A 26,356-nucleotide genomic window follows, 5' to 3' on the forward strand; every position below is an offset into this window, starting at 1 on the left:
AAAAAATGTTAACTAAGCGGTATGTTAAGGAATTGTAACCAACACAAAAGAGGTTACTAAGGTAGCTGTCAGGGCGGGATTAGCCTTAATATGCGCCTTTACCTGTTTGAGGGCACGGCTGTATAAAACCCTTGCGGAGCCTGGGTCTATGCTAAGTTGTTGCGCTATTTTCTGATAGGAATAATGATACTTTACCCGTAATACAAATAGTTGCCGCTGGCTGGGAGAAAGCACCTCCAGCGCTTCTTCCATAATTGTTTCCTTTAGCCCATGCAGGCTTTCCTGTGCCAGGGCGTCCGGTGTTTCCAGGGTATCGTTGAGCAATACTTCCAGTTTCTTCAGATGCGCCTGATAGCGGCCATTGGTGCGGTAATACTTAAATATGCGGAATTTAAGTGCGTTCAACAGGTAATATTCCAATGTTTCATCCTTGGGTACCTCCTCCCACTTCTGCCATAATGATAACAACACATCCTGTACAATATCAAATGCATCGTGCGGATTGGTTTTAGCTGCGGCAATGCCCAGCAGCTTATTCCAGTAAATCGTTACCGATGCCTCAAATGCCGCCTGTTGTGACGTGCCGGATATATTATGGAAAGATATTTTCTTCTGCCCTGACATAAATGGAATATAACAGTCCCTGCAAATGTACTTGCCTAATATTAAGTAGATATTAATTCTATAAATTCCTGGTTGATGTATTACCCGTTCACCTCCTGTTAAAAATCGATTTAGCTAAATCCTATATTAAAAATCCTGTGCGATAGTTGATCTGAAAAAATTGAATGGTATTAATTGCTGCTATTCTATGGTTGATATTCACACGTGGACAGTTGGTATGCAAATAAGTGGCATCCTCTTGTCATTTATAACAGCAATATAAAATTACTTTTTGAATATGAGCATCCTTTGTTGATATTTTATAATTTTTAAGGTGATAAAAAATAACCTATGTTATGACATGGATGCTAAATGGAATTATGGCAACAAGTCATCATCATTGACGAGTTACTATTAGGGGCAAAATATCCGCTGTCACACCAGGGGGAATAGAAATATTTGGTGATTTGGAATTATTATCTATATATTTGCAACCCCGAAAGGGGGATACCCAATGGCTGAAATGCTGATGGGTAGCAAGGATCGGTAGTTCAGTTGGTTAGAATGCCGCCCTGTCACGGCGGAGGTCGCGGGTTCGAGTCCCGTCCGGTCCGCGGAAATCTCGAAGAAGCCTGCTCAGTGAGCGGGCTTTTCTTTTTTAGTCGATTTCAGTTTAATTTTCCCCGATTTATTTTAGGACTTTAACTAAATTCTTTCTCTGTCAAGATCTTATAGCTTCTTTACACCTCCTCAAAATAATCCGTATCCAGGCGTTTAACCTCGTACATTTTTTTGGATGCCACTCCAATATTATATTCAATCATTAGCTCCGTGAGTTCCTTTCCGTCTATTAAAGCAACCTTTGGTTCAATTGAAGAAACAAACTCTTTTGCACTGGCTGGATAATTCGAAGTAGTAATAAAAATACCTTTCTTTGCTTTCTTACTCAATAATGAACCTGCAAAGTCTCTCACATGATGTATAGGAACAGTATTTTCCCATCTCTTTGCCTGAACATATATGGTATCAAGCCCTAATTTATCTTCCTTAATCAGTCCGTCAATACCACCATCCCCAGATTTACCCATTACCTGACCGGCTTCTCTCTTTGAACCGCCATATCCCATTTTAATGAGTAGATCAATGACCAATACTTCAAAAAAAGAAAAAGGGCAGCTCTTTATTTTCTCCAATAATTCTGATGCCAGTTGCTCTTTAATTGATACAAATGAATATTCTAACAACTCCTCAGGCGTTTTTCCTGTCTCATTTTCTACTTTCTCAATAACAGGAGTGATTCCATCATCTTTTGAGGAAGAAGATTCGTGCCATTCCTTGAAACCTGGCAAAGTTTTAAGGAATTTCACATCGATCCTGGATGGTTTACTTTCAAGCAACTCTCTTCCTGCCTGATTGATTCTCAGAACTCCTCTCCGTGGGTTTTCAAGTAACTGAGCTTTTTTTAAATAAGTCCTTGCCCACCCCACTCTATTATCAATAATAGGCTGATTCCCACTTGGCAATAATTCAATTTTCTCTTCTTCCGTTAAATGAAACTGGTCGCAAATTTTATTAATAACATCACGTAGCAAATATTCGTTACCATCAGATAATATCTGCAATAAAGGCAACATTATTGTTTGAAAATCCGGTATCATAATTCAGCGATTAATGAGGGATTAATTTTTCAATAGATGAAATAACCTGCTATTTATATACAATGTTTCCTTCCAGACACGTTTTGATTCCAGTACGCCGATTGCTTCCAATTCCTTAAGGTATTTAGAAGCAGTAACTCTTGATACATTCAGACGATCAATTACATAATCAATTTTACAATAGGGGTATTCAAACAGAAGCTCTACTAATTCTTTATTATATGATTTTTCCGCCTCTTTTTTAACCTTTTCCTGTATACTGGAAAATAGCTTATTAATTTCCTGGATTTGATTAATAGTTTCTTTTGCGGTCTGCTCTATTCCTTTTAAAATATATAAGATCCATTCCTCCCAATTATTTTCCATACGCACTTCCTGCAATAGACGATAGTAATCTGATTTGTTTTTTATCACAAAAGAACTCAGGTATAATATAGGGCTTTCTAAAAGTCCATGAATTATCAGGTAAAGTACATTAATGATTCTTCCAGTACGACCATTTCCGTCATAAAATGGATGTATACTTTCAAATTGATAATGCTGCACAGCCAGTTTAATCAGAGGAGAAAGATCATCCTCTGCATTTAAATACTCTTCCAGATTTTTCATCAGCTTTAATATTGTCTTGTGATCATCTGGAGGGGTATAAATGACATCTCCGGTTGCCGCATTCCGCAGAGCAGTTCCAGGTAGTTTACGTATCCCTGCATTATTTCCCTCTAATACTTGCTGGATATCAATAATAGCGTTGGTGCTTAGAAACCCCTTTTGCTTAATAAAATGAAATCCGTGCAAGGCAGCTTCTCTATAACGAAGTACTTCCTTTGTAGCTGAATCTATTTGAGTTCCGGTGGTAGATAACGCCTGGTATAATTTATCCTGAGTCGTGATTACATTTTCAATTTCCGAGCTTGCTGTTGCTTCTTTCAGGATAACCGCATTAAGTAGTATGTTTTGATTGGGCAAAGTATTGGCTAATCCCTTTAGCTCCGCTAATGCTACTGAAGAGTTTACCAATTGACGTAATATTTTTATAGATTCAATTGCTTCCCTTGGTGGTGGTAGTAACGAAAGGTCATTAAATGGCTTCTCAATCTCCTGTTCTTTCAACTTATTCATGTAAAAGGATTATACCTGAGACGTTTATCATGTAAAAATAAATAACTTTTCTTTACATGACAAGTCTGTCATGTACAAAATATACACATGATAAAATGATTTAGTACTTAAAAAGGTTGATTTTCAATAAATCTACCTCAAATTGGTTCGAACATTGTCCCGTCCGGTCCGCAAATAAAAGTCACATCTCTAAAGGGTGTGACTTTTTTGCTTTATGCTGGTCTCTACTTAATAGGTATGAATGCTTATTGTGCTCAGGAAGGGATCCCTATAAGTAGTTTGAAATATCCTGTATCCAGAATCAACAACCTACTTCCCCATAATTGGATACTGCAGCAAAAGTAAATAATGCTACCTTGTCATAAAATATGTACGTGCTCGGTTGTATACGTTAGGATAGCTAATAATAATTTTTTATTTCTAACATTCTCCTTATTTTCATGCAGATATTAATCGATAATATAGACCTCGAAATAAAAAATAACCATGGTATAAAATCCTAAAAACCTTATTTATATCTCACTATTTATTGACTATCACCATTGTAAACTGCAAAGCGTACCCGTTTGGTGGTAATGTTGATGGTTTCCTTTGTTAATCATAAAAGTAAGCTAAGGCGCTGCTGTTGGCTGCTAAACTTATATCCTGCAGGATTGTCTGTTAATTATATTTCTTCACTCTCTCAAAATTTAATCTATTATGGGTATTATCGTTTTTTATGAAGGCAACAATGGCACTCAAAACATTGTGCAGACCGTGGAAGATACACCTGGACAGAATTTCCGCCCGGTAAAGAATGACGAGATCAGATCTTGCAAATTATATGGCGTAAGGCCAGGTTGCGAGATTATGGCATATGATTCTCCCGACGGCTCCACATCAGATGATTTCACTATCATCAATGTAAAAAGGATCTCTCCTGAGTATACCGTCGACACCTTCGAACGGAGTTATGAAGACGAGTATGTAGTGGTTTCCTTTATCCGGAATAATGGCCTTGATGGTAAGATCTCCCGTATAAAGATCAACTAAGACATCCACAACAGGTAACAAGAACAGCCGGCTCCCCGGGGCTGGTTGTTCTTATATAAAGTTTTTTCCCCTGGTTGTAGCCCCGTCGCCATATCCGTGGCGCAGCCAGACTCATGATGTCTGATTGCCACATGCCTGCTTATACTTTACTGTATTGATTTTATAATGATGTGCCTGTTTTCATAGTCAACAGGAGGGCCATCGAAAATATATGCCCACAGGTTTATTCTTCTCGTTATCTTTTGCTGTGCCAACCAATACGGTAGTAGTGGAGAAATTATTGGCATTCAAAAAGAACAAATTTTCCTTCCAATAATGGATTTTCATATTTGAGTTGTTGTAACAACTTATGGCAAAGTATAAACTAAGTGCTACCTACAGCTTTTTCCCCCTAAGAAATGAAATCAAGATATTTTCTTTGTAAAACCAGCCCCGTTTTTGAACATTGTGAATCACCTGTTGTAATTCAATTTTGCTGTAATTATTCTCTAAAATTTTTGCCAGTGCTGAGATATCTGCGGAAATTTCATCGCTCTCGATATCAATAAAGTCATCAATTTTGTGGAAAAGCTCATTCAGGAAACCATTCCTATCAGCGAGTATCATCTTGTTTGCATACTTACCAATAATGCTATAAGGAGTAGAGGAATTAATATACTCAATCATTTTTTTATATTTTCCCTCATAGTCCATTAACCTGAAAGGAAATATAACTGCGGCTTTATAAAAAGAAGGCATTTGTCTGGCTCTTGCCAGCATCCTGGTTCGCCATTTCTTCCTTTCCTCTTCAATTTCCATCTGTTTACAGATGAATAGGTAATCATCGAAATCAAAGGTAAATGGAAAAAGTTCCTTTAAAACCTCCGCTAACTTCTTTTCATTCTTCTCAATCGTATATATTTCTTTCAGGAATTGCAGGTAAAGTTCATTGTATTCGTCGCGAACGTTCGCTTTTATCTGTTCCTGGCAATATTTTTCCGCCAACCTAAGATGACCGGATTCCACTAACTGTCCAATGAGTTCCCCGTTATAGTCGTTATCAAAACGGATCGGTTTAAACACGTTATAATAAGTTTTGAATAAATCACTATCCTGCACGAGACCAAAGACTGTTTTCGTATATATGTTGTTGTAATCTATCTGTGATAAATTACATTTTGTATATTGCTTCACTAGCTTGTCTGTCACCATAATCTTTCTTGTTTGACTGCTGCCATTAAGCACACTCACCACGAAAGACAAATAGTAAGTTCTGAGAGCAAAATTCATTCCGATGATCCGGTCTGCAAAATAGCCGATGGCCACCAACCAGCCTTCGTCTGTTGGCAATTGTTGTAAAGAAGTAAGCACTTTGAGCAATTGACTTTCAACATACTTACTGAACCTGTTACTGGCTGTAGCGATTTTTGCCTGTGTGTCCTCTACCGCTTCTATTAATGCGTCAAAATTCTGAAATGCGGCTTCATCTACTACATTTGAGCAATAGTCATTCACAATGGTATCATGTATATCCGTCCATAACTCAACAATCTTTTTTACCTCATTTGCTTCTGCCCTCCCTCTGCTTTTAATAACGGCTTTAACAGCATTCCGTGTATAATCCTTTACCTCTGGAGGAGTATACTTTTTTTGTTGACTGGTAAACTGATGTATAAACGCCAATTCAAGATCCTTATTCTTTACCAGCACATCTTTAATCCATAGCTTCAGTTTTGCAGGATCTATCTCTTCAATTAAAATCTCAAGTTGATTGATCCTTCTGCCTCCTTTTGCGAAACGGTCTTTCGGCTTACTTTTCAGTAAATGTAATAGTAAAGCTGTCTTATGCTGACAGAAACCAGCTTTGCTATTACAATCACAGGAATGATGGATGATTTCTTTTTCATTATTCAATGAGATAGCCACGTCAAAACTCACCTCATTTTCATCTACATAAGCCTGAAAGCTGTCCTTTTCAACTTCATCGCATTCTCTGACAATATTTTTTCCTGCCTTCTTTACAAGTTCTTTAGTTAGTACTTCCTTATAATTTCTTAGCGAAAGCTTCATAATTTAATCATATTTTCAAAAGACAACAGCCCTTCATGATTGTTTACACAGTGTTTCCCGGTTGGTGATTGTAGTTTCCACCCTATATACCCATAAAACTACCAAATTTTAATTTACACAACTTAAAAAAGCTCCTTCAGAAAATTCGTTTTAATTAACTGGGGCTATAACAACAGGAAGCTCGCTGTGGCCTTTGCTATCGGCGTTTTGTCGCATGTTATGATCGACATGCTCTTCCACGAAAAGGACATTCAGTTATCGCCGTTCTCCGTTACCCCGGTTTTGGGATTTGGAATTATCGATTACCCCATCGTCAATTTCATCATTGAATTTGCATATGGAATATTTTGCTGGTGGTATTTTAAAGGAAGCAGGGCATTACTTTGGGTCATCATTGTGTTCAATGTAATTGACCTGCCGATCATGTTAGCACACGGCGCTACGCTGACTCCTTTTATGCATTATCCATTTCTTTTGCCATCGGTTATATTATTCCAGATACTTATTACCTGGTATTTCGTTTACCGTTATGCAAATTCGAAAATAATTGAAATTTAGTTGTCACCAGGTATATCTGATTTCAGCAACGGTATAAAATGAGACAAACCAAGCCTGTCAAGGCTGAAATACAATTCAATAACCAAAATCTCCAATTCATACAATAGCGCCTAACAGAACCGATTAAAGGAAGATAGCTTTGCCTGCTAAACACCAATAACATGAATAAGATCATTGTAGTAACGGTAATGCTATTTTCTGGTCTGCTGGGCGCTTGTAAAAAAGATAAACCAGTTGCGGAAAATGTTTACGGTAACGGCCCCAAAACAACTGTTCCTGCCAGCATGCAGGGTAATTGGATGTACGGTAGCTTTTCTATGACCGAATATTGGAACCAAAACCCCATGGAGTATATTGGGAACGGACTTGAAATGGCGCTCGCTTTTAAACTAAACGCCAACGGCACTTATGATCAGTATTTTACTTACAGCACTGTAAGCGGAGGAGTGGCTACTTATCACCAATCACTTACCAAAGGTACTATTGAGATTAATGAAGGAACAAAAACACTCATTACCCACGCAAACTGGTCGCATTACAAAGAAACGAAAAAGGGTCAAACAACGGCAGACCGGGACCTTACAGCAAGTGAGATTACCAAAGTAACCAACTACACCTACGAAGAAAAGACGGAGCCTAACGGCACCAAAGCGATTTACATGACGATGAACGGCACACCCGAAGCCTTGCCTTTTTTGCAGCGATTTTAAATCGCTGCCCGACGAGCTAAGTTATACGAGGGGAGATCGGGAAGTCTACTTCCTGATCTCCCCTATAGTTTAAAGCGCTATAAAACTCGCCGCAAAAGTATATCTCCCCCTGCTAAACCTGGCCGCCGTAGCAATAATCCCATATTTCCCCTCATACGAACTAAGGCCAGCTCCCAATAACTCATTATTAAATTCGTCTTTCAGAAACTCCCCTGTAGCAATATTCCTGAATTTAAATGTATACTGGATGTAAGCTCCTGTAGCATCTTTTATGGGCACCGTTACCACATCAGGGTGTAATTTCTTTTTTGTAAACCCATGGAACACGATACCGGTTTCTACCTGTTCACCACTGGTCATATCATAATAACAAAGGTGAGCATCTATATTTACTCCGTCTGGCTGTAATACTTCCGGAAAATTGTTGAACAGCTGAAACCTGCAGGAATCAGTACTGATAGATACCGGCCCTCCCAGAAAGCCCCGTAAGCCCAATTCTTCGCTATATCCGATCCTGAAAGCAACAGCCCCGCTAAGCGGGGTAGTGATCAAAGTGTCTACGATCAAAGTATCTGTTCCCGCTTTATAAACTGCCAGCTTTGCAGTGATCCCTCCCGGTGTCATAAAGCTGAAGGAGACATCCGCCCCAAGGGAGTCTGCTACTTTTTTACTGTTAAAATATATATCCATGGGCAAAGTACCAGATAATGGAACAGTAGCTACCTCCACTTTACTATAATGAAACTTTTCATCCTGCATAGTCTTTTTTGAACAAGCAGCTAAAACAAGTAAAACAAACGAAAATAGTATGATTAATCTCATGATGGTCTGTTTTAAAACTTAAAAATTATAACTGATAGTGGTACTGAATGTGCGGCCGGGACTTGCCTCATAATCTATCAAATCGCCTTTCTGATATAGCAGTTGTTTGGTAGACGGTGTTTTGGTACCGGCGCCTATTGCCGGATCAACGTAAAAATTCCTGTATACGAGTGACCGGCTATTTAATAGATTGGAAGCATTGATGCGCAATTGCATTTTCTGTTTCAGCAGTTTAATAGAAAGCTGGGCATCCAGGCCTTCCAATGGACGCTCAAACAAGGATTCCCTGTAATACAGGGCAGGCCTGAACATGCGGTTGGAAACATAGTTATAGCTGAAACTAAGGGATACCGGTCGCGCATCATAATAAACCCCTGCATTTACGATATAGTTGCTGGCGCCAGTCTGAGGCCTATTCTCTTCTGGCCCGGTTGTTTCAACTGGCTGTATCTTTAGCGGGTTTGTGGGATCCAGCAGATTATAGTTAACACTCATCGGCACCACCTTGGCATCCAGCCAGGTGAAATTGCCATATAACGTGATATTCCTAAGCACCGACACCTTCGTAAAGGCCAATGATTTTCTTACCTCTGCTTCTATTCCCTTATTATCGGCAGATCTATTGTTCCTTAGCTCATAGATCCTGTTATCGCCTTGCTTATAGATCTCCATCGGGTAATTCAACTTTTTATAGAAGAACGATACAGATATTACTTCCCCAGGCCCAGGGTACCACTCATAACGAAAATCATAATGGTGCAGCAAAGTGGAACGCACAGGCGTTACGCTCAGGTAAGTACCTCCCAATTCAAAATCGTATTCCCTGAAGAAAGACATTTCCCGCAAATCCGGCCGTATAATGCTTTTTGAATAGGCAAGGCGTAAATTCATACCAGAATTGAGATTGTAAGTAAGGTTAGCAGACGGGAAAAAATTCAGATTCGGTTCCCGGTTCTTCAGTTCGCTGTAATCGAACTTATTATTTCCTCCCCTGCCCTTGTTGATGCCGGCAAACAGCGAATCCAACACCTGGTTCACACCATTCAGGTTATAATATTCCGCCCTTATACCCCATACCAGTCGCAGCTTATTCCCAATCCTATTGTCCATCATGACATATCCTGCGTGCAGACTGGCCGTTTTGTGCAAATCATCGCCAAATTCATCATAGCTGATATGCTTGCCATCAGGATGCAGCGTTGGTTCAAAATATTCGGTCAGCGGCTGATACTGCCCGGTATTATAACCTGAGCCTGTATTTAATACCCAAAACAAACGATCTTTATTCCAACCAGCATAACCCACTTTTAAACTGTTCTGGAAATTGAGCGCTTTGATATTGAAACGAAAAGGGGTTATCAGGTCTATGTTCCAGTTATAATTCTTTTCAAAAGCCCTGCTCCAGGTGCGCAAAGCCCCATCTCCTTCTGCTCCCTGTGCATCCTTTATACTGAAATCCACCAGTTCAAAGGGACTATCCTTTCCGCTATTTAAATAATTGGCATTCATTACATGATTATCCGGCCGCTGTTTGTCCAGTGTGGTAAAACTTCCGTTCCATCGCAGGGTGATGCCGTTCCTGGTCAACAAATGCTCCCCTTTTAATTGTTGCTGCCATAAGCTGGTTTGCGTGAAGAGATCGAAATACCCCACCGCATCTCCTACCGGCTCATTTCTCCCGGTTCCAAATATCAGCTGCTGGTCCAGCGTACGGAGGAAAAGCGTTTGCCAGGAAATTTTGTGCCTCGCTGTACTATATCCAATGCCGGCAAGCGCTCCCAGGTTAGTAGTAAATCCATATCGCTGCCCGTGAAACGCGGCCCATTCTCCCGAGGTGCTATCCTTGCCTTCATACCCACCCCTCGACATCCGAACATCTTGCGTCTGCCAGGTATTACGATAGGTTAAAGATGCCATCAGTCCCAGTTTTTGTCCGTTTTTAAACGGGATCACCCTTCCTCCCGCTACCTGGTAATTTTGAGAAGGGTTCGGTGTATAGTTATATAATGCCCAGTTATTGGAAAATGAGGCGGGGCTAAAAGCTGCTTCTATATCGCTTCTACTCTTCCAGTCCGTACGGCCCATCAGCTTACGGTCACCAGGAATGCCACCGCCATATTGTTTATTGCCGATTAGCAGCCCCTTAAAATCTCTCCCGGTTGTTTTATCATTAAAACTTCCACCGGCCGAAACAGACAAAAAATTCTCCGAAGGAATAGCGGCCGTATTTACCGTCACCAATCCCCCTCCAAACTCCGCGCTCATATCAGGCGTAATTGTTTTATACACCACCACATTATCCACCAGGTTGGACGGAATAATATCAAAGGAAAATTGTTTCCTGTTCAGTTCTGTGGAAGGCATCAACTGGCCATTCAGCATAGAGCCGTTATACCGTTCACTTAACCCGCGCACTACCACATTTTTATTATCCACCATGGCAACACCACTTACCCTTTTCAATACTTCGCCAATATTCTTGTCTGGCGTTCTGGCGATCTGCTCTGCGCTGATACCATCTGATAATGCAGCGCTATTCTTTTGCCGGGCATATAAGGCAGCTACCCCTTCTTTGTTTGCGGCAGCAGTGACAGTGACCACCTGCAATTGCCCTTTTGCCCTTTTCAGGGTTGTGTTCAATTCAACGTGGTCTTTCACCTCAAAGTCTGTAATGCGTTTTCTATCATACCCTACAGAGCTGATTTCCACTGTATATTTCCCTGCTGGTACTTTCAGGGTAAAAGCCCCGTCAATACCCGCTGTTATGCCCAGGTTGTCGATGCGAACAGTGGCTCCGATGATCGGCTCGTTATTCTGTTCGTCTATGATCCTTCCGGTAATACTGCTTTCATGTCCCTGTTTTTTCTGATAGAGTACAATAGCCCCTCCTGCTTCCTTATAGCCAACGGAGGTGTGCTGTAGCAGGAAATCAAGGACCTCCGTTAATGGGACCTGGTTAAAACTCCGGGCCTGGATAGCCCATTGCTGCAGGTTCAGGCTGCGCCCATCATACACAATGTTCACCGGGCAGGCCTCTTTAAGTTGTTGCATAGCTGCATCCGTTCTCATGGCAGCAAAGCGGATCGATAATTTCATTTTACCGGGCGATTGCGCGTAAACGCCGGCAGTGCATACTAATACCAAAAGGTATAGCAGCATTTGTTTTTTGTTCATATCTTCATGTTTAGTTTTAAATGGTAATGCTCCATAGTCCAAAACAGGCATTACCAAAACGTTTAGCAAATCCCGTTACCAGCGGGATTTGCTGTTAATAGAAAATAATGTTATTAGCTTCCTTTTTATACCGGATGTGATGCACTTCTATCAGTGCTTTGATAATATCCTCTACCGGCGTGCGGATAAAGAATTTGGCGTCATAGCGTTGTTGAAGGATATGCTGATTATCTGAAGTGAGTGTTACACCGTAAATTTCCTGCAACTCATCCGCCAGTTCGGCAAAACTGGCCGACTCCAGCAATAACACGCCCTTCCGCCAAGCCAGTGCCTGGCGCCAATAAAGGCTGTCTGAAACAAAGCGGTGATTTGTACGGTTCCATTGCAGCCGCATATGCTGCGTAAGTTCCTGCAAGACTTTATCCTTATCGCTTACCTGTACACGGCCCTGTTCTACCCATACCTGTACCTCCTGGTTTTGTGCATACGAGCGTACCGTGAAAACGGTACCCAATACTTTTGTTTGCAGTTGATCAGTATTGACGACAAAGGGATAGGTAGTATTTTTTTGCACTTCAAAACAGGCCTCACCGTTCAATAGCTCCAGCTCCCTGTCCTTTACTCCGTAATTAGCGCTGTAGCGCACGGTAGTACCTGGTTTGAGCCATACGATAGAGCTATCCGGTAACAATACCTGTTTTACTGTTCCATGGGGCGCAGCGATGGTATAATAAACAGGCGGCCGCTGCTGATGCCGCACTAACCATAAACCGGCGAGCAGGAGCACTGTTATGCTCGCCGCGGCCATCCACCGGATTTCCACAATCCCTCTCCGGGTGGTCCGGTTAACATGCGCCAATACGTATGCCTGTAAGCTGCTTTTAATGGCCTCTTTTTTACCTTGCTCATTCCAGAGATCAAGCGGCGCTGTATCATCTATTGAATGATACCATTTGTCGATGACTGCATCTTCTCGGTCGCTCGTTTTTCCCCGTAAAAAGCGGCGTAATAATTTTAATGACATCCGGTCTGTTCCTCCTTTGATGTATACATACCGAAAGGAACAGGCAGTACTATATGTTCAATGTTACCAAATTGTGAATTGATTATCACATGAAAGGAAGGAAGAAAGCCCGGTGCTGTAAACGGCTTCGTAAACGCTTCAAAGCCGTATGGAGCTGATTCTTTACGGTTTGTTCCGAGAGGGAAAGGCGCATGGCAATTTCCCTGATGGATAGTTCCTGTTCCCGGCTGAGGATAAAAATTTCCCGCATCCTGCCGGGCATGTTAGCCACTTCAAGACGTATGGTTTGTTGTAGCTGATCAAATTCCTGCCAGTCCTGCTCATAATTTTTCTCCTCATCAGGTATGTTGAATACCGATAACGGAAGTTCCATTACACCTTTTTTAGCAGAACGGTAAAGATGGCGGACAATACTGTATTTCAGCGCAGTTAACAAATAAGGGGCCAGGTTTTGGGTAACCTGTATATGATGACGGTGATCCCAGCAATGAATAAAAATGTTCTGGACAATTTCTTTTGCCTGGGATTCATCTTTCAGCCTGCGGTAAGCAATACTGAACATTTCTTCCCAATACTTTTCAAATAAGGGGGTAAACGCAGCCGGATCGTCTTGTGTAACTTTATCCCAAAATTCCTTATCTGATACTATTGACATGGAGTGGTGAAGTGATTGGCGCGAAAGTATAGTAAATATATTAAGAGGATGTTAACGATAGATGAAAAAGAAGACCATTACCTCCAACTATCGCCAGCTAACAGCATCCTGTTTGCAGAAAAGATATTGCGTATATTAGGTAATTAGCGATAATGTTATCAAGTTCACATCTTCAATGATATGACCATACCGCAAAAGACAAAAATTCTTGTTACACTATATGTGATGGCAATTATTACGCTGTCTTTGATGTTACTTACGATGATGTTCCTGAAATTCCCGATAAATGGAACAACTGCTGGAAAAACTATCCTGACCCTGAATGGTCCCTGGAAATTTAAAACGGGAGATAATCAACAATGGGCGCAGTCTGACTTTAATGATACAGACTGGGAAACCATTGATCTTACTGCACCTGCGGGAGCCCATGATGGCGATGTAGGCCTCTCCGGCTATGTACCGGGATGGACCGCCAGGGGGTATCCCACCTATTCAGGTTACGCCTGGTACCGCATGAAAGTTTCGTTGGATAGTGTAAAAAAAAACAACATCGCGTTAGCTGGACCACCCGCTATTGATGATGCCTATCAACTATTCATTAATGGAACACTATCAGGCAATGCAGGAGATTTCTCCGGTAAAGTTCCCATAACCTTTAGTATACAACCCCGCATGTTCCTGTTGCCGGAAAGTGTAAAAGCAGACAGCAATATTACCATTGCTTTCCGGGTGTGGATGAGTGCTGCTACCTTGTCACAGGCCACTGATGCGGGAGGCATTCACATTGCACCGGAGCTTGGAGAAAAAAGTAGCATCGAATCGAAATACAGGTTCCAATGGAAACAAACCATCAAAGGCTATATCGTAGAGATAGTGGAGCCTGTAATATTTATCCTGCTGGCCATATCCCTGTTTTTGCTGTTTAGGGACCAAAAACCCCGCTCCTGTAAATGGTTTATTTTGGCGTTAGTCCTGCTGGCATTAGTACGTGCCAATCAAGCTATTTACTTCTGGCTACAAATAGAAAGTACGCGTCAATACGATATCCTGACAACTGTTCTCCTGCGACCGTTGATACTTGGCAGTTGGCTGATGGCCTGGTGGGAATGGTATGAACTGCGCCAGCCAAAATGGATACCTCCAATGATTGCTGTCCTTACTTTGATCTACATAGGAACTCAACTGCTGGGACTTCCATGGATATCAGGTTCAATTGATGATACACTTTTTCAAAAACTGGCCGACTATACACGCCTGTTATTTGTTCCTTTGATGCTATTTATTATCTGCCGGGGAATCCTTCGTCAGGAGCGGAAAGAATGGTTAGTCTTATTGGCGATATTATCGGTATCAATAGGTCTCTTCTCACAGGAATTCGCTAAGCTGCATATTATTCCCGGCATTTGGTTTCCCTATGGAGTGGGGGTATCAACAACACAATACGCCTATGCCGCTTTCGCATTAGTGATGTACATAATATTAATTCAAAGAAATCGAAAAGTATTTGCCGCTGTTTATCGGGAACGATAGACCGATTTATATTTCCTTCTTTTCTACTCCCTCAAATTGAATCTGGAAAAATTTTGCATAAATCTCCATTTGTTCCTGCGAAGCCTACCACCGCCGCTACGGAATAAGCAAGACGGTGCCTTCTATACTCACCATCACTCCGTTACCACCTTCCTCACCCGGAAATTAAGCCCTTCCACCACATCGCCTTCCATCCGAAACCTGATATTAAACGGCAATTTCACCACATCCGCTTTCATACCCTGCTTTTGCAGTTGAACGGCATCAATCCTGGCAGTATAAGCTCCCGGCGGCAACCCCATATAATCAAAATAACCATCGGATTCCGTTTGCGTGCGCGCTACCAGCGTAGTATCGTTTTTATAGAAGCTAACAGTTAGCCGGCCCATTCCATTCTGGCTATCCTGACCCTCCAACAACAATTTACCGGAAACTTCCCCCATGATGCTGATGGGTACTTCTATCAGCTTCATCTGGTTAGGATCGATGGCCACACTGATAGCAGGTTTTTTAATTTGCCATGCCACATTTTCGAAACTATTTTTTGCCAGCTCTATAAAATAATATTCATACGGGTCCAAATTCACAATCCGGATGGTGGTATCATGCAGATTTTGCAATATCCTTCCTGCGTTACAGTTTACCTTCAGTCCATATGCTTTGGGCTCTCCCGGATCGCGGCGATCATTGCCATTAAGGTCCAGGAAAGGCACCAGTACTACCCCTCCTGTGCCTATGCTGGTCCGGTTGCTAAATCCAACGGACCGGGTCTTATCATCATATATCAGGCTGCCCCGGGCAGATTCTACAAGGGTACTCATATTGGTTCCCTTCCACGCGGCAAATCCGATCTGTGAAAATGCAAAATCATAACGCAACCCTACTCCCACATTGGTAATATCACTTTTATAATTGTGCTCATAAGAAACATTCACATAACCGTGTCTGAAAAGATACTTTCCCAGCTCACATCTCATCGCCATCACGCTATTGGTATTGTACTGATATTGCAACTGCGGCGTTGCAATGATAGCTCCCGGCAGGCGGAAGGTGAGTGCCAGGTTGCTATATATAAAAGCGGGTTCCGGTTTCAGGAAGATAGCATAGGTACTTAAATTAACGCCCACACGGGCAACAGCGCCGGAAATCAGCCATTCTGCCGTGGTATACCTGGTGTCGGGCATGATGATCTGGTTAAGCGTAAGGCGGTTGTAGAAAGAAAATCCTTTGGTAATAAAAGGTTTTGAAATAATAAACTTCCTTTCTTCCACATAGTTATAAATGATGGCCTGCTGCCCTTTTTTATACCGGGTATAGTATAATTCAAACTGCAGATTGGAAGGCATACGATAGGTCAGAATACCCCGCCCTCTTACACCATAGGTATAGTCTGTCGACAGCAGAAGATTAGGTGTCATGCGCAGAGATGCCATCACAAAAGGCATCAATTTACCTTTGGTGATAGATGACAGGTACTCTACGCCACCACCCAGGGTGAGCTTCCGGCTGGCGCCATAATTCATTTGCAGGCGGGAAAAAAAACTGTTATTACCATCCTCTACAACGCCGGCACTGGCAGTATACTCAAACTCATGTAAGGGTAAAAAATTGAAAGGGATGCTTATATTTTCTTCTCTCGATCTTTCCTCGCCCCAGGGGCCATAGAAACGGAGCTTTACGATTGAATTGCCATATACCAATGGTACCTGGAAAGTATAAAAACCTGCTGCATCGGCAGTGGTATAATCTACCAACGCATTGTTAACATACAGCTCTACGGTCCATCCCGGATCGGTATAATTACTCAGTGTATAGGAGCCATAGGAACGCCGGTAGGAAGTGGGTGAATTGGTAAACTGTACCCCTACTATCGGATCAAAAATAGATGCTATCGATGGTACAAATATCTTTCCGGCTATCACCTGACGCAGCAGGCTATTGTCGTTGTTAACATACCGCCACCGGTAATATTGCTGCCGCTGATCGAATGGTTTTACGGCAGATAAGGTATCATGGCTGAAAGGTAGCTGGCTTTGTGCATAGTTGTTATAGTTCAGCGATACATTGGTTTCACCGCCCAGCACCATGCCTCCCAATGCCAGGTTCACCCAGGTATCGTTCGCTTTGGTTTCCGGGCGCTGGGTAGCGATCACCGACCAGTCGGCCGTACCTATACTAAACATCGGGTGCCGGGGGCCTATGATGGTATCTGCTTTCAGCTCTCCTTTCAGGCGGCTGATATTTTTACGCATCATTTCCTGCCGCATTTCCCGGATAGCGGGTAGTTCCTGCCTTGTTTCCAGTTTCACCGAAAGAGAGCGGAAACTAAACTGGCAGGTAAGGCCAAATACAGTAGACAGGCAACCGGTACTCAGGTAGATGCTGGTTTCCGTGCCCACCATATCATTCTTATTCAGTGGCGTCAGCTTTTCCCCGTAGCGGATAACACCATTCTTTTTGTCGATCAGGAACGGCGCTTTTTCAGTAATAAAAAAGCCATATACCGAATCCATATGAGGAGTAGCAATGTTCTTTATCTTCAGAAAATTGAACAGATCTGTAACAGATAAGTAAGCTGAATCATTGTTGATCACTGCCGAAATTTCTGCGCCACCAATTCCTTGTACCACCACAAACACGGAGGTTTCATAGAAAACCGGTTCTGGTTCAGGGCCAATCGCCAGGGCCTTTTGGGGTACAGTCAGTGATAGCATGCCCAATATAACCGGGATGACTATCATCCGGGTTATACGCCACAAACGGCCGAAGGTGCTATTTTCATACGCTGCTATCATTTGACCTGCCTGGAATTATTCCTGTATAAAAGTGACATTAAACACGCCGCTATAAGCGCCTGATGGATTAGAAAGCGGGGGCCCTATCGTAAGCGTTCCCCCGATTTTCACCAGGTTCGTTGCCGGCGGTGTTGCCGTAGTGATGAAAGTACTGCCTGTACTGGCAGCTCCTATATGTAAACTGATAACACCCCCATTACTACCGGTGAGCGTTACATCCGGACCATTTAATATCGAAATAAGCGTTCCCCTATTGGCCGTTATTTCAAATATAGCCGGTGAAAAAGGATACCCCAGGTTCGCCTGGATAACACTACCGGTAACCGCGCGTGAACCATCAGGATATATGATCACGGTGCCTCCTGACATACCCTGGAAAAAAGCGCCGAATATAAGTCCCTGTGCAGGGTTCACATACACGGAAATTGGCTTTGGCGGCGGCTCCTGCGCATACCCTGTTGTATGGCCTATCAACAGGTATATGCCGGCAATTGCCAACCGGTATAGCCAATTTGCAGATATAATTTCTCTAAGCCCAAAGCCCATCTCAAAAAAAATTACTGGTTAACGATAAACACTTTCCTGGAAACCACTTTATCATTTGCATGGAAAGAAATAATATAAATACCACTACTGTATTGCTTCCCTATCACATGCTGCTGTCCATTACCCACCACCTCTTTCGACCACACCACCTGACCCAGTAAATTAGCAATGGTGATATGACATTTTTCTCCTGTTACTTTATCAAAATATCCATAAAGTGTTTTTCCGTTGAAATAAGCGCGGAATACGGGCTCCGAAGCAGGGGATATTATTTCCCCATCTTTCCGGAATACCAGGGAGAAACGCCTGTCATAGCTGCCTGCCTCCAGGTATACCCTGTACTTTGAGTCCTGCAACAGCTCTTCTATTTTACCGGTACCTTCATCCTTCAGATAAATATGTAATCCGTCGGGGATACGCACCATCTCTATGGTATTGAAAGTGATCCATCCGGTTTTTTCCGTTTTTAATCCTATTGGAATGACGGTATTGGAATCCGGGTTCGCCGGCCACGCATTGATGGAAAGATGTTGATTATCCGCCGACAAGGTATACATGTTAGGAACGGTAGGATCAGTATTCATCAGCTTCAACGCGTCCATGTCCTTTTCAAAAGACGGTGTAGCCGCTGCATCGAAATAAACCACCAGCGGATCCGCTGCCAATCCATCGTCAGCAAAGACAGCCCCCAGCCTGAGTAGCGGCATTGTTTGCGGAACCCGGTGAAAAACAGGAGAAAGATTAGTCGTTCTCACATTGTTGTTAGCAGACAAAGTACCGGATACAGGGAACGTGCCGTTGGTAACATGTATGAAAAATCCCTGCATGGAAGCAATGATATTTCCTGCGATACCATCACTGGAAACCCCATTTATATAAGAACTGTAAGTACCGGTATACTGGTCGGTGGTACCGGTATTAAAATAGTAAACGGCGTTATCAACATTGGTACGGGTCCATCCGGTAGCGGCATCCCAATCAATCGGTGAAGGATACGGATTACCTACCAGGTTAAATCCCTGTGTATACGGCTGATTATTATTGGTAACAGTAGGCGCCGTCACTGTACCGTTATTCACGGTCCCTGTCATATCTACTGTTACCGGTGAAGTAGAGGTTCCCATCTGTGCAGCATATCCCACCATGGGAGTGAGGATATTAGAAGTAGTGGTATAAGCTACCCACCCGGTAGATGTACGATTTTCCACGTATTGATAAAAAGAAGGGAACGTAGCATTGAGATTAATGTCATTGGCAAACTCATTCACTGTTGAAGCCTGGAAGGGAGAACTGAAATACCGGTATCCAAAGCCGGTAGGAAGATATCGCCGCATGGTAACGTTCCCTGACACCTGCCCGGCGCCGCTGCCATCAATCAACGCTGTTTGGCTGGCAGTGGAAAGCAGGGTTAAAAAGCCCCCGGTAGTTAACTGCCCGGCAGTGATCTTTAATATGCCACTGAGGTTCAATACGCCGCCCAGTGTTACCCCCGCGGTATTATTAACCGTAAGATGCTGTATAGTATTTGAAGAGAAAGTAGACGCTGGTATTGCCTGGGCAGACAAACCGTTTAACACGATGGTACCGCTTGTGGCAGTAAAAGTACCGCTGTTGGCGATTACGCCGCCTATCTGCAGGATGCCTCCGTTCACAGTTACGCTCGCACCACTTTGAATGGTAATATTATTGGTAATCGCTGTTCCGGTATTGATCAGCGGATAATTAACGAGACCTATAGGTATCGTTACATTCGTAACACTTACCGGTATTGCTGCCGGCGACCAGTTGCCTGTAACATACCAGCTGGTGCTGACAGCCCCGGTCCAGACGGCACCTATCGACAACTCTCCCACTGCCAGATCGCCAAAGGCAGTCAAACCAGTTGTTTGTATGGAAGTAGCCAGGGGCGCAGTCACCGACGGTTGTGTCCAGGTACCGCCACTATACCTGGCCACTTTAAAATTGGCCGTATTGGCCCCCGCATCCACATCGGCGGCGGTCCAGTTGAGCGTAGCGGTGGCAGTGGTAAACGCGGTGCCATTGTTGGTAACAGTCCAATAACGATTTACTTTTTTACTGGTATTTAAGCCGGAAGTAGCCAGGTTGGGATGACTACCCGGAGTTACCAGAGCGGTTGCATTTCCGCTGGTACCCACACTGGCAAATACCAGGGTGGCCGGTGTATAATTCAGGCTGTCGCCCACTTCATAAAGCCGGTTGATATTGGTTCCGGTGGCAATATTTTTTTGCAGCAAACCGTAAACCCATCCGGTGCTTTGTCCACCGCCTACTACACTTCCGGTGGAAGCGATGATCATGGTATTACTACCCGTCCGTATCCCTTTTGCGGTAAACGTTAAGTTACCATTGGCGGTTACATTGGAAGACAATACCACTGCTCCTGCCGTCTTATTAATAGTGATATGATTAAATGCCCCTGTGGAACTAACATTTTGATCTACGCTCCCCGAAAAATAAATAGTGGAACCAGTATTGGTAAATGCTCCACTCGTCATTGTCCAGTGTCGCCTGAGCGTATCCGTAAAACTACCTGGTACAAAGGTGCCATTGCTCAACGTAAAATCATTCAGGATCGTTAATGCAGCGATGGCCGTTTTTGTGCCTGCTGTAGAAATAGTGAGATTCCCATAGGCAGTGGCTGCAGATACCGTTTGCGTACTGCCGCCATATTCCACCGTACTTAAAGTATCCAATAGATAATTGTCAAATGCAGGGAGACTGTAAACGCCTCTCACAATCAGCCGGGTACTGTCATCGATCGTCAGCAGGCCCCCGCCGGCAGGATCTTGTACAATAGTAGAATCTCCTGTATCGAGCGTTCCGCCCACTATCGAAAGGGTTGACATTAAACTGAGCGTTCTTGTCTGTGTTACGGTGGCAGTAGCCGATTTTTGTACCTCCAGCTGCGCCAGGTTAAACGGGCTGGCCGTACCGCCAATAACAGAAGGTCCGCTGCCTGTCATAGTTGGCATACCAATAGATGCATCCAAAGCACCGTTGATCGTCAAATTATTTTGTATGTTGAAATTCGATTCTGTCTGTATGGTCCCGTTGATCACAAGATTATAGAACGTTGTACCCAGGCTGCCTGTCAACGTCCCGGAGGATGAGGTCATTGTAAAAGTAGAGGTTCCTCCATTCAAGGTCCCATTACTTTCAATATTACCATTTGCAGTAAATGTATTACCGCCCGCGTTAAAGATGGCATTTCCCGCAATATGCAGATCTGCGTTCAGGGTCCAGTTAGCGGTAGGAGTAACTCCTGCGGTATTGGTGATGTTGACGATATTCAGACTGTTGGGGGTACCATTCACCGTTATGGCAGCCGTACCACCAAATATCACTGTACCTGTACTGGAAAAAGAAGTGCCGGTGAGCTGTATGTTCTGAGGAGAGGAAGGATTAAAATTCAGGGTACCACTGCTGGTTACCGTGCCATTGTTAGTAAAACTGCCGTGAATAGTATGCGTAGGCAGCCCTCCATTGAAAATAGCGCCATTGCTTATATTAAATGCTACCAGCACGGTCCACCCTACGCTGGGATTGATACCCGCCGTATTATTTACGTTCAGTGTGGCATATGTAGGAGAACTGGTAGAATTTAAAACCGGGGAAACATTCCCGTTAAAATTGATAACCCCTGTTGAGTTAGATACCAGGGCATTGATAAAACGGATCGTTTGTAAAGCCGTACCGGTAAACGTGGTAACGCCATTGCTGGTAAGTGATCCGCTGTTAATCAGATCTCCGCTTACAGTGGCTGACCCACTGCCCCCATCGTATGATCCTCCCGTGATTATTTGTAGTAACCCATTATATGTAATATCACTTCCAGCTACGGCATAGCTGCCATACACGGTAAGCCGGTTGAAGGTAGTATTGCCAGTGATTGTTTTACTACTTCCGTTTAGAGTAACCGTTCCCGTGCCTCCCGAAAAAGTGCCGCTGTTAATCCAGTTACCATACAGATTAGTAGTAAAGGCACCTGCACTATAGGTAACGCCACTGCCAATTGTCAGGTCGTTATTAACGGTAAAATTTGCTGCCTGGGTCTTGGTACCACTTCCACCTAACGTCAGGAATCCATATGAAACACCGCCGGCAACCGTTTGTGCACCGGCGGCATTATAATTGACCGTACTCGTATTACCTAACTGGTATTGGGAGTAGTTAGCCGGAAAATTGGCTGTACCTCCCACTGTTAATAAGCTGCCATTTGCCACCGTCAATATCCCGCCTTGTGTAGCACGGTTGGCTGCAAAGGTGGCTAGTCCAAGGGTACCGGCATTCACGGAAATATTTCCGTTTACCACAATGTTCCCGGTGAGCGACGCTGTTCCCCCCGTTTTGTTGACCACCAGGTTATTAAAGGTAGTACTGCTGATATTCTGCGCATTACTGCCGGTAAAATTAACTGTCCCCGTCGACGGTGTAAACGTGCCGCTATTGTTCCAATTGCCGCTGAGCGAAATAGCAGCGCTGCCTCCGTTTGCAGTCGCTCCTGCACTGAGTGCTATATCACCGGTTACCGTGGTAGCGGCATTCACACTCAAATCGCCACTACTTACTGTGAGGTTGCCGTTCACCGTGGTACTGCTATTGATTTGAGCGCTGTTGGCCGATTTATTAACGGTAAGGTGATTATAGGTAAGACCTGCCACCGACTGCAATGCGGCGCCATTATATATCACCGTGCCGCTGCCGGCGGTAAAGGTGCCACTGGTATAATTAAAATTGCCACCAATGCTGAGAGAACCTGTACCGGAACAGGCAATTCCTGCTCCGCCTGACTGCGTAACGGATCCTCCCACGGTAACACTACCATTACCAACGTTTAACTGGATGGTATGCCCGGTAGTGCCGTCGCTTAATCCCAGGTTGCCATTTACGGTCATTGTTTGATTATTCACATTAATGGTATGCGCGGCACTACCCGACCATACCCCGCCAATATTTCCCTGGGTTGTCAACGATCCTCCCGACGCCAAGGTAAGCGTAGCCGCCTGTACACCGCCAAAGGAAATACTTTTCACATTCACACTGTTGCTGATCGTCGGCTGGTTGGTAAATGCAATAGTCCCTATTTCCGCGATATCGTTAACGCCTGGCGGGCGGGACGGGCTACCCTGTGCAATTGTCCAGTTGCCAGCAGTGTTCCAGTCAGTGCTCACACTACCATTCCACCGCACCACATTGGCCGTTGAGGAAAGTGTGTAACGTCCGTCAAAAGCCGCCAGCGGATTAATGTTCGTAAATTCTACATAGTTAGCTGTAGTGCTGCTGGCAGAGTTACCATATGCCCCCCAGCTGGAACCGGCATTGCGCCAGATAGTGAGGGCCGACTCTGTATTACCGTTCAACTCCGCATCCTCATAATGAAAACGCAGAGTGGTAGCTGCAAGTGTGATCCCTCCGCCAACAGTGATATCATATTCCCGGTTAATAGCCGCGCCGGATGGAAAATCTGCTACCGGCTGCGGAAGCACCGTGATCGTAATAGAGCCGCTGGTGGTAAGGCCCGTAAGTGTAACGGTATTATTGGGCCCTTCAAAAGCATAGGCAGTACCTAAATTAAAGGTATGGGAATGTTGAATGGTGCCCAATATAATGCCGTTGCCACTTCTGTTACCAGTAATGCTTACAGTATTAGCCCCTGTATTCATGGTCCCGCTGGTCATCGTGAGCGTTGTCACAGAAATATTATTTACCAGCGTTACCTGGGTAGCTGAAGTCGATTTATTTAAAACGAGTGTACTGAAAGTTGTAGCCCCCGTGATAGAAGTATTGGTACCACCTGCAAGCGTTACGGTACTCGTAGCCTGTGTAAACGTACCGTTATTGATCCAGTTACCTGATATCGAAATAGATTGACTCGAACCACCAAATGTAGTACTGGAAGCTATGGTAAAGTCACCATTCACCGTTACCGTTCCCCCCAGTGTTTTGGTATTGCCCCCGCTAACTGTCAGGTTGTTAAAGGTACCTGTGGGTATCGTTTGAGCTCCTGCGTTATTAAAATTAACCGTATTAGGTACAAAAGAAGTAACATTCAGCGTGCCCGCGGTAACGGTATAGGTACCGGCAATGCCCAGTATTGAATTGGCCGATAACTGTAAGGAGGTCCCATTCAGGGTAACGTTAAGAAGATTGGCAGTGCCATTGAGCACGCTGGTGCCGGTAAAGGTGGCAGTGCCAGCACTGGCCGAAAAACTACCGGATATATTCAGCGAATTATTAACAGAAAAACTCGCAGTCGATGTAATGGTACCTGTTGGTATCAGGCTTCCGAAGGTGAGCGTACCTGCGCCGGAAATAGTCTTTCCCGTACCGCTCATAGTAACGCTGCCGGATGTGTTGGTAAAGGTGCCGCTGGCAGAAATATTACCCGTTAAAATAATATCCACCGCCGCTGTCACGGTTCCTGATATGGCCAGGTTTTCGAAAGAAAAGCCGGTACCGGTAATACTGGTGCCGGTACCACTCATGGTAACCGTGCCACCAGTTTGATGGGTAAATGTTCCCGGCGCAGTGCTGGCAAAATTACCGGAAAGGTTAAGTGATGTACTGGCCGCTGCCGTAATATTAGTGGCAGCTACCGTCAGGCTGTTAAAATTATGCGTCCCCGACCCACTGATAGAAGTACCTCCTCCTGTCATCACCACGGTGCTGGTACCTCCACTGAAAGTACCATTGTTGACCCAGTTGCCTCCGGTAGTTATTGTAAAGCTGCCTCCACTAAACGTAGTACTCGCGCCTATATTAACACTGCCACTCACGATAATATTGGAAGCGGCGGTATAGGAAACAGCGCTGCCACTGCCAATGGTCGAAGTCAGGTTGCCCGCAACCGTAAAAGCAGTAGATGCCATCGTTTTCACGGAGGCACCGCTACCGGAAGACAAAGTAAGATTACCATAAGTTTCTGCCGCCACGGTCTGGGTAGTACCGTTGTACTCTACAGTACTGGTCAAACCAAGGGATACGGTGCCATAATTAGCAGGAAAGGTATTAGTCCCACCTATTTTCAGCGACGTGGTATTGGCTAGGGATATGCCTCCACCAGCCACAGTAGTTCCCCGGCTGGCAGTAAACGTCGATAGGTCGAGCGTACCAGCCAGCACTTCTATAGTGCCTGCTGTTGCTGTAGTGGAGTTGAGCGGGTTCAGGTTACCACCCAGTGTTTTTATGCCGCTGCCACTAGTTCTCAGCGTGGAATAAGTCAGGTTATTTTTAATCGTTTGATTTACCAGGGCGCCGCCATAGTTGACTACGCTACCGGCAGCCAGTGTAATAGTCCCCGTCGAGGCATAGTTGCCGGCAAATGTGGAGGCATTCACCTGCAAAATACCACCCGCACTCACAGTAATATTGCCACCTCCTGAAGTAGTAACAGGCGTGGCAACATCTGCAGGAATAAATGTACCATTGACCGTCAATGTACCGGCAATCGTCATGTTCGTGTTCTGGGTGGTAGTACCTCCTACTCCAATGGTCAGACTACGGAAAGCGGTAGTAGTAGTCCCTCCGATGCTCTGGGTTACGCCCGCAAATGTTACTTTAGCATTGTTGGCGGTAGTAGTATAGGTCCCGTTATTTGTCCAGTTCCCATTAACAGTAAGCGTAACCCCCTTTTGGCTAATGGTGCTGCCGGCAGCAATCACCAGGTTACCAGCAACGGTGAGGTTCTTACTAACCGTAAGCGTCACGTTCACCCCGGCCCCTACGGTAAGTGATTTACAACTGGCAGCGCTGCTGATAGTTGGACTGAAGGCTCCTGTAAAATTGGCATCGCCAATCACCGCATCCAGTGTAGCGCTGGGCACACCAGCCGTCCAGTTGGCACTAGTAGACCAGGAAGTGCTGGCATGCCCCGTCCAGCTGGTTTGCGCCAATGATAATATGGGCAATAGAAAAAGCCCGGTTATCATGAGCCAACCAGTGATGAATAGGATACGGCGCGGGCCCATAGCAATATAGGGGCGGCCTATGTGGGAAATCCGGAAATATTTATCGATACCAAACTGATGAATTAACCAATGTATAATCACTTCCATAGGAGC

The 26,356-nt window shown here is 44.2% G+C and carries 15 protein-coding genes and 1 tRNA gene; 5 read left to right on the forward strand and 11 right to left on the reverse strand.

Annotated features, from left to right (window positions below):
* Positions 1 to 24: 24 nt before the first annotated feature.
* The gene (locus tag HGH91_RS16320) at positions 25 to 624 is read right to left on the reverse strand and encodes an RNA polymerase sigma factor (protein ID WP_168739867.1); all 600 of its coding nucleotides are present in this window, start codon (positions 622 to 624) and stop codon (positions 25 to 27) included.
* 519 nt (positions 625 to 1,143) lie between these two features.
* On the opposite strand from HGH91_RS16320, the gene HGH91_RS16325 reads away from it, so the two are divergent.
* A tRNA-Asp gene (locus tag HGH91_RS16325) sits at positions 1,144 to 1,217 on the forward strand.
* Positions 1,218 to 1,343: 126 nt separating this feature from the next.
* Here the strand turns inward: HGH91_RS16325 and HGH91_RS16330 are convergent.
* Both HGH91_RS16330 and HGH91_RS16335 read right to left on the reverse strand, forming a co-directional pair.
* Complete coding sequence (locus HGH91_RS16330) at positions 1,344 to 2,261, reverse strand: restriction endonuclease (protein ID WP_211092323.1); 918 nt, start codon at positions 2,259 to 2,261, stop codon at positions 1,344 to 1,346.
* Between the two features lie 21 nt (positions 2,262 to 2,282).
* Positions 2,283 to 3,380: a Fic family protein gene (locus tag HGH91_RS16335; protein WP_168739868.1), complete on the reverse strand. Its 1,098-nt coding sequence runs from the start codon at positions 3,378 to 3,380 to the stop codon at positions 2,283 to 2,285.
* A 699-nt stretch (positions 3,381 to 4,079) separates the two neighbouring features.
* Here HGH91_RS16335 and HGH91_RS16340 point away from each other — a divergent pair.
* Positions 4,080 to 4,412: a hypothetical protein gene (locus tag HGH91_RS16340; protein ID WP_168739869.1), complete on the forward strand. Its 333-nt coding sequence runs from the start codon at positions 4,080 to 4,082 to the stop codon at positions 4,410 to 4,412.
* A 375-nt stretch (positions 4,413 to 4,787) separates the two neighbouring features.
* On the opposite strand, the gene HGH91_RS16345 is transcribed toward HGH91_RS16340, so the two are convergent.
* Positions 4,788 to 6,461, reverse strand: coding sequence for a hypothetical protein (locus tag HGH91_RS16345; RefSeq protein WP_168739870.1), 1,674 nt, complete (start codon positions 6,459 to 6,461; stop codon positions 4,788 to 4,790).
* 186 nt (positions 6,462 to 6,647) lie between these two features.
* On the opposite strand from HGH91_RS16345, the gene HGH91_RS16350 reads away from it, so the two are divergent.
* On the forward strand, positions 6,648 to 7,019 hold the full coding sequence (locus tag HGH91_RS16350) for a hypothetical protein (RefSeq protein ID WP_211092324.1): 372 nt from the start codon (positions 6,648 to 6,650) through the stop codon (positions 7,017 to 7,019).
* A gap of 161 nt (positions 7,020 to 7,180) precedes the next feature.
* A complete protein-coding gene (locus HGH91_RS16355) occupies positions 7,181 to 7,729 on the forward strand; it encodes a hypothetical protein (RefSeq protein WP_168739871.1) in 549 nt (182 codons plus the stop codon).
* A 69-nt stretch (positions 7,730 to 7,798) separates the two neighbouring features.
* Here HGH91_RS16355 and HGH91_RS16360 read toward each other — a convergent pair whose 3' ends face one another.
* From HGH91_RS16360 to HGH91_RS16375, 4 genes are all read right to left on the reverse strand, one after another.
* Positions 7,799 to 8,488, reverse strand: coding sequence for a hypothetical protein (locus HGH91_RS16360; protein ID WP_168739872.1), 690 nt, complete (start codon positions 8,486 to 8,488; stop codon positions 7,799 to 7,801).
* Between the two features lie 81 nt (positions 8,489 to 8,569).
* The gene (locus HGH91_RS16365) at positions 8,570 to 11,725 is read right to left on the reverse strand and encodes a TonB-dependent receptor (RefSeq protein ID WP_168739873.1); all 3,156 of its coding nucleotides are present in this window, start codon (positions 11,723 to 11,725) and stop codon (positions 8,570 to 8,572) included.
* Positions 11,726 to 11,819: 94 nt separating this feature from the next.
* Positions 11,820 to 12,749: a FecR family protein gene (locus HGH91_RS16370; protein WP_168739874.1), complete on the reverse strand. Its 930-nt coding sequence runs from the start codon at positions 12,747 to 12,749 to the stop codon at positions 11,820 to 11,822.
* An 85-nt stretch (positions 12,750 to 12,834) separates the two neighbouring features.
* Positions 12,835 to 13,404 (reverse strand): RNA polymerase sigma factor, encoded by a 570-nt coding sequence (locus HGH91_RS16375; RefSeq protein WP_168739875.1) that lies wholly within the window; start codon positions 13,402 to 13,404, stop codon positions 12,835 to 12,837.
* Positions 13,405 to 13,584: 180 nt separating this feature from the next.
* Between HGH91_RS16375 and HGH91_RS16380 the strand changes: the two genes are divergently transcribed.
* Positions 13,585 to 14,934: a glycoside hydrolase gene (locus HGH91_RS16380; RefSeq protein WP_168739876.1), complete on the forward strand. Its 1,350-nt coding sequence runs from the start codon at positions 13,585 to 13,587 to the stop codon at positions 14,932 to 14,934.
* 134 nt (positions 14,935 to 15,068) lie between these two features.
* Here HGH91_RS16380 and HGH91_RS16385 read toward each other — a convergent pair whose 3' ends face one another.
* From HGH91_RS16385 to HGH91_RS16395, 3 genes are read right to left on the reverse strand one after another with little or no spacing between them, the layout of a single operon-like run.
* On the reverse strand, positions 15,069 to 17,729 hold the full coding sequence (locus HGH91_RS16385) for a collagen binding domain-containing protein (protein ID WP_168739877.1): 2,661 nt from the start codon (positions 17,727 to 17,729) through the stop codon (positions 15,069 to 15,071).
* Positions 17,730 to 17,744: 15 nt separating this feature from the next.
* Positions 17,745 to 18,275: a DUF4402 domain-containing protein gene (locus HGH91_RS16390; RefSeq protein WP_168739878.1), complete on the reverse strand. Its 531-nt coding sequence runs from the start codon at positions 18,273 to 18,275 to the stop codon at positions 17,745 to 17,747.
* An 11-nt stretch (positions 18,276 to 18,286) separates the two neighbouring features.
* Positions 18,287 to 26,350, reverse strand: a complete 8,064-nt coding sequence (locus HGH91_RS16395) for a hypothetical protein (protein ID WP_168739879.1) — start codon at positions 26,348 to 26,350, stop codon at positions 18,287 to 18,289.
* Positions 26,351 to 26,356: the final 6 nt, after the last annotated feature.

Origin of the sequence: Chitinophaga eiseniae (assembly GCF_012641265.1) — a bacterium.
Classification (GTDB): domain Bacteria; phylum Bacteroidota; class Bacteroidia; order Chitinophagales; family Chitinophagaceae; genus Chitinophaga; species Chitinophaga eiseniae_A.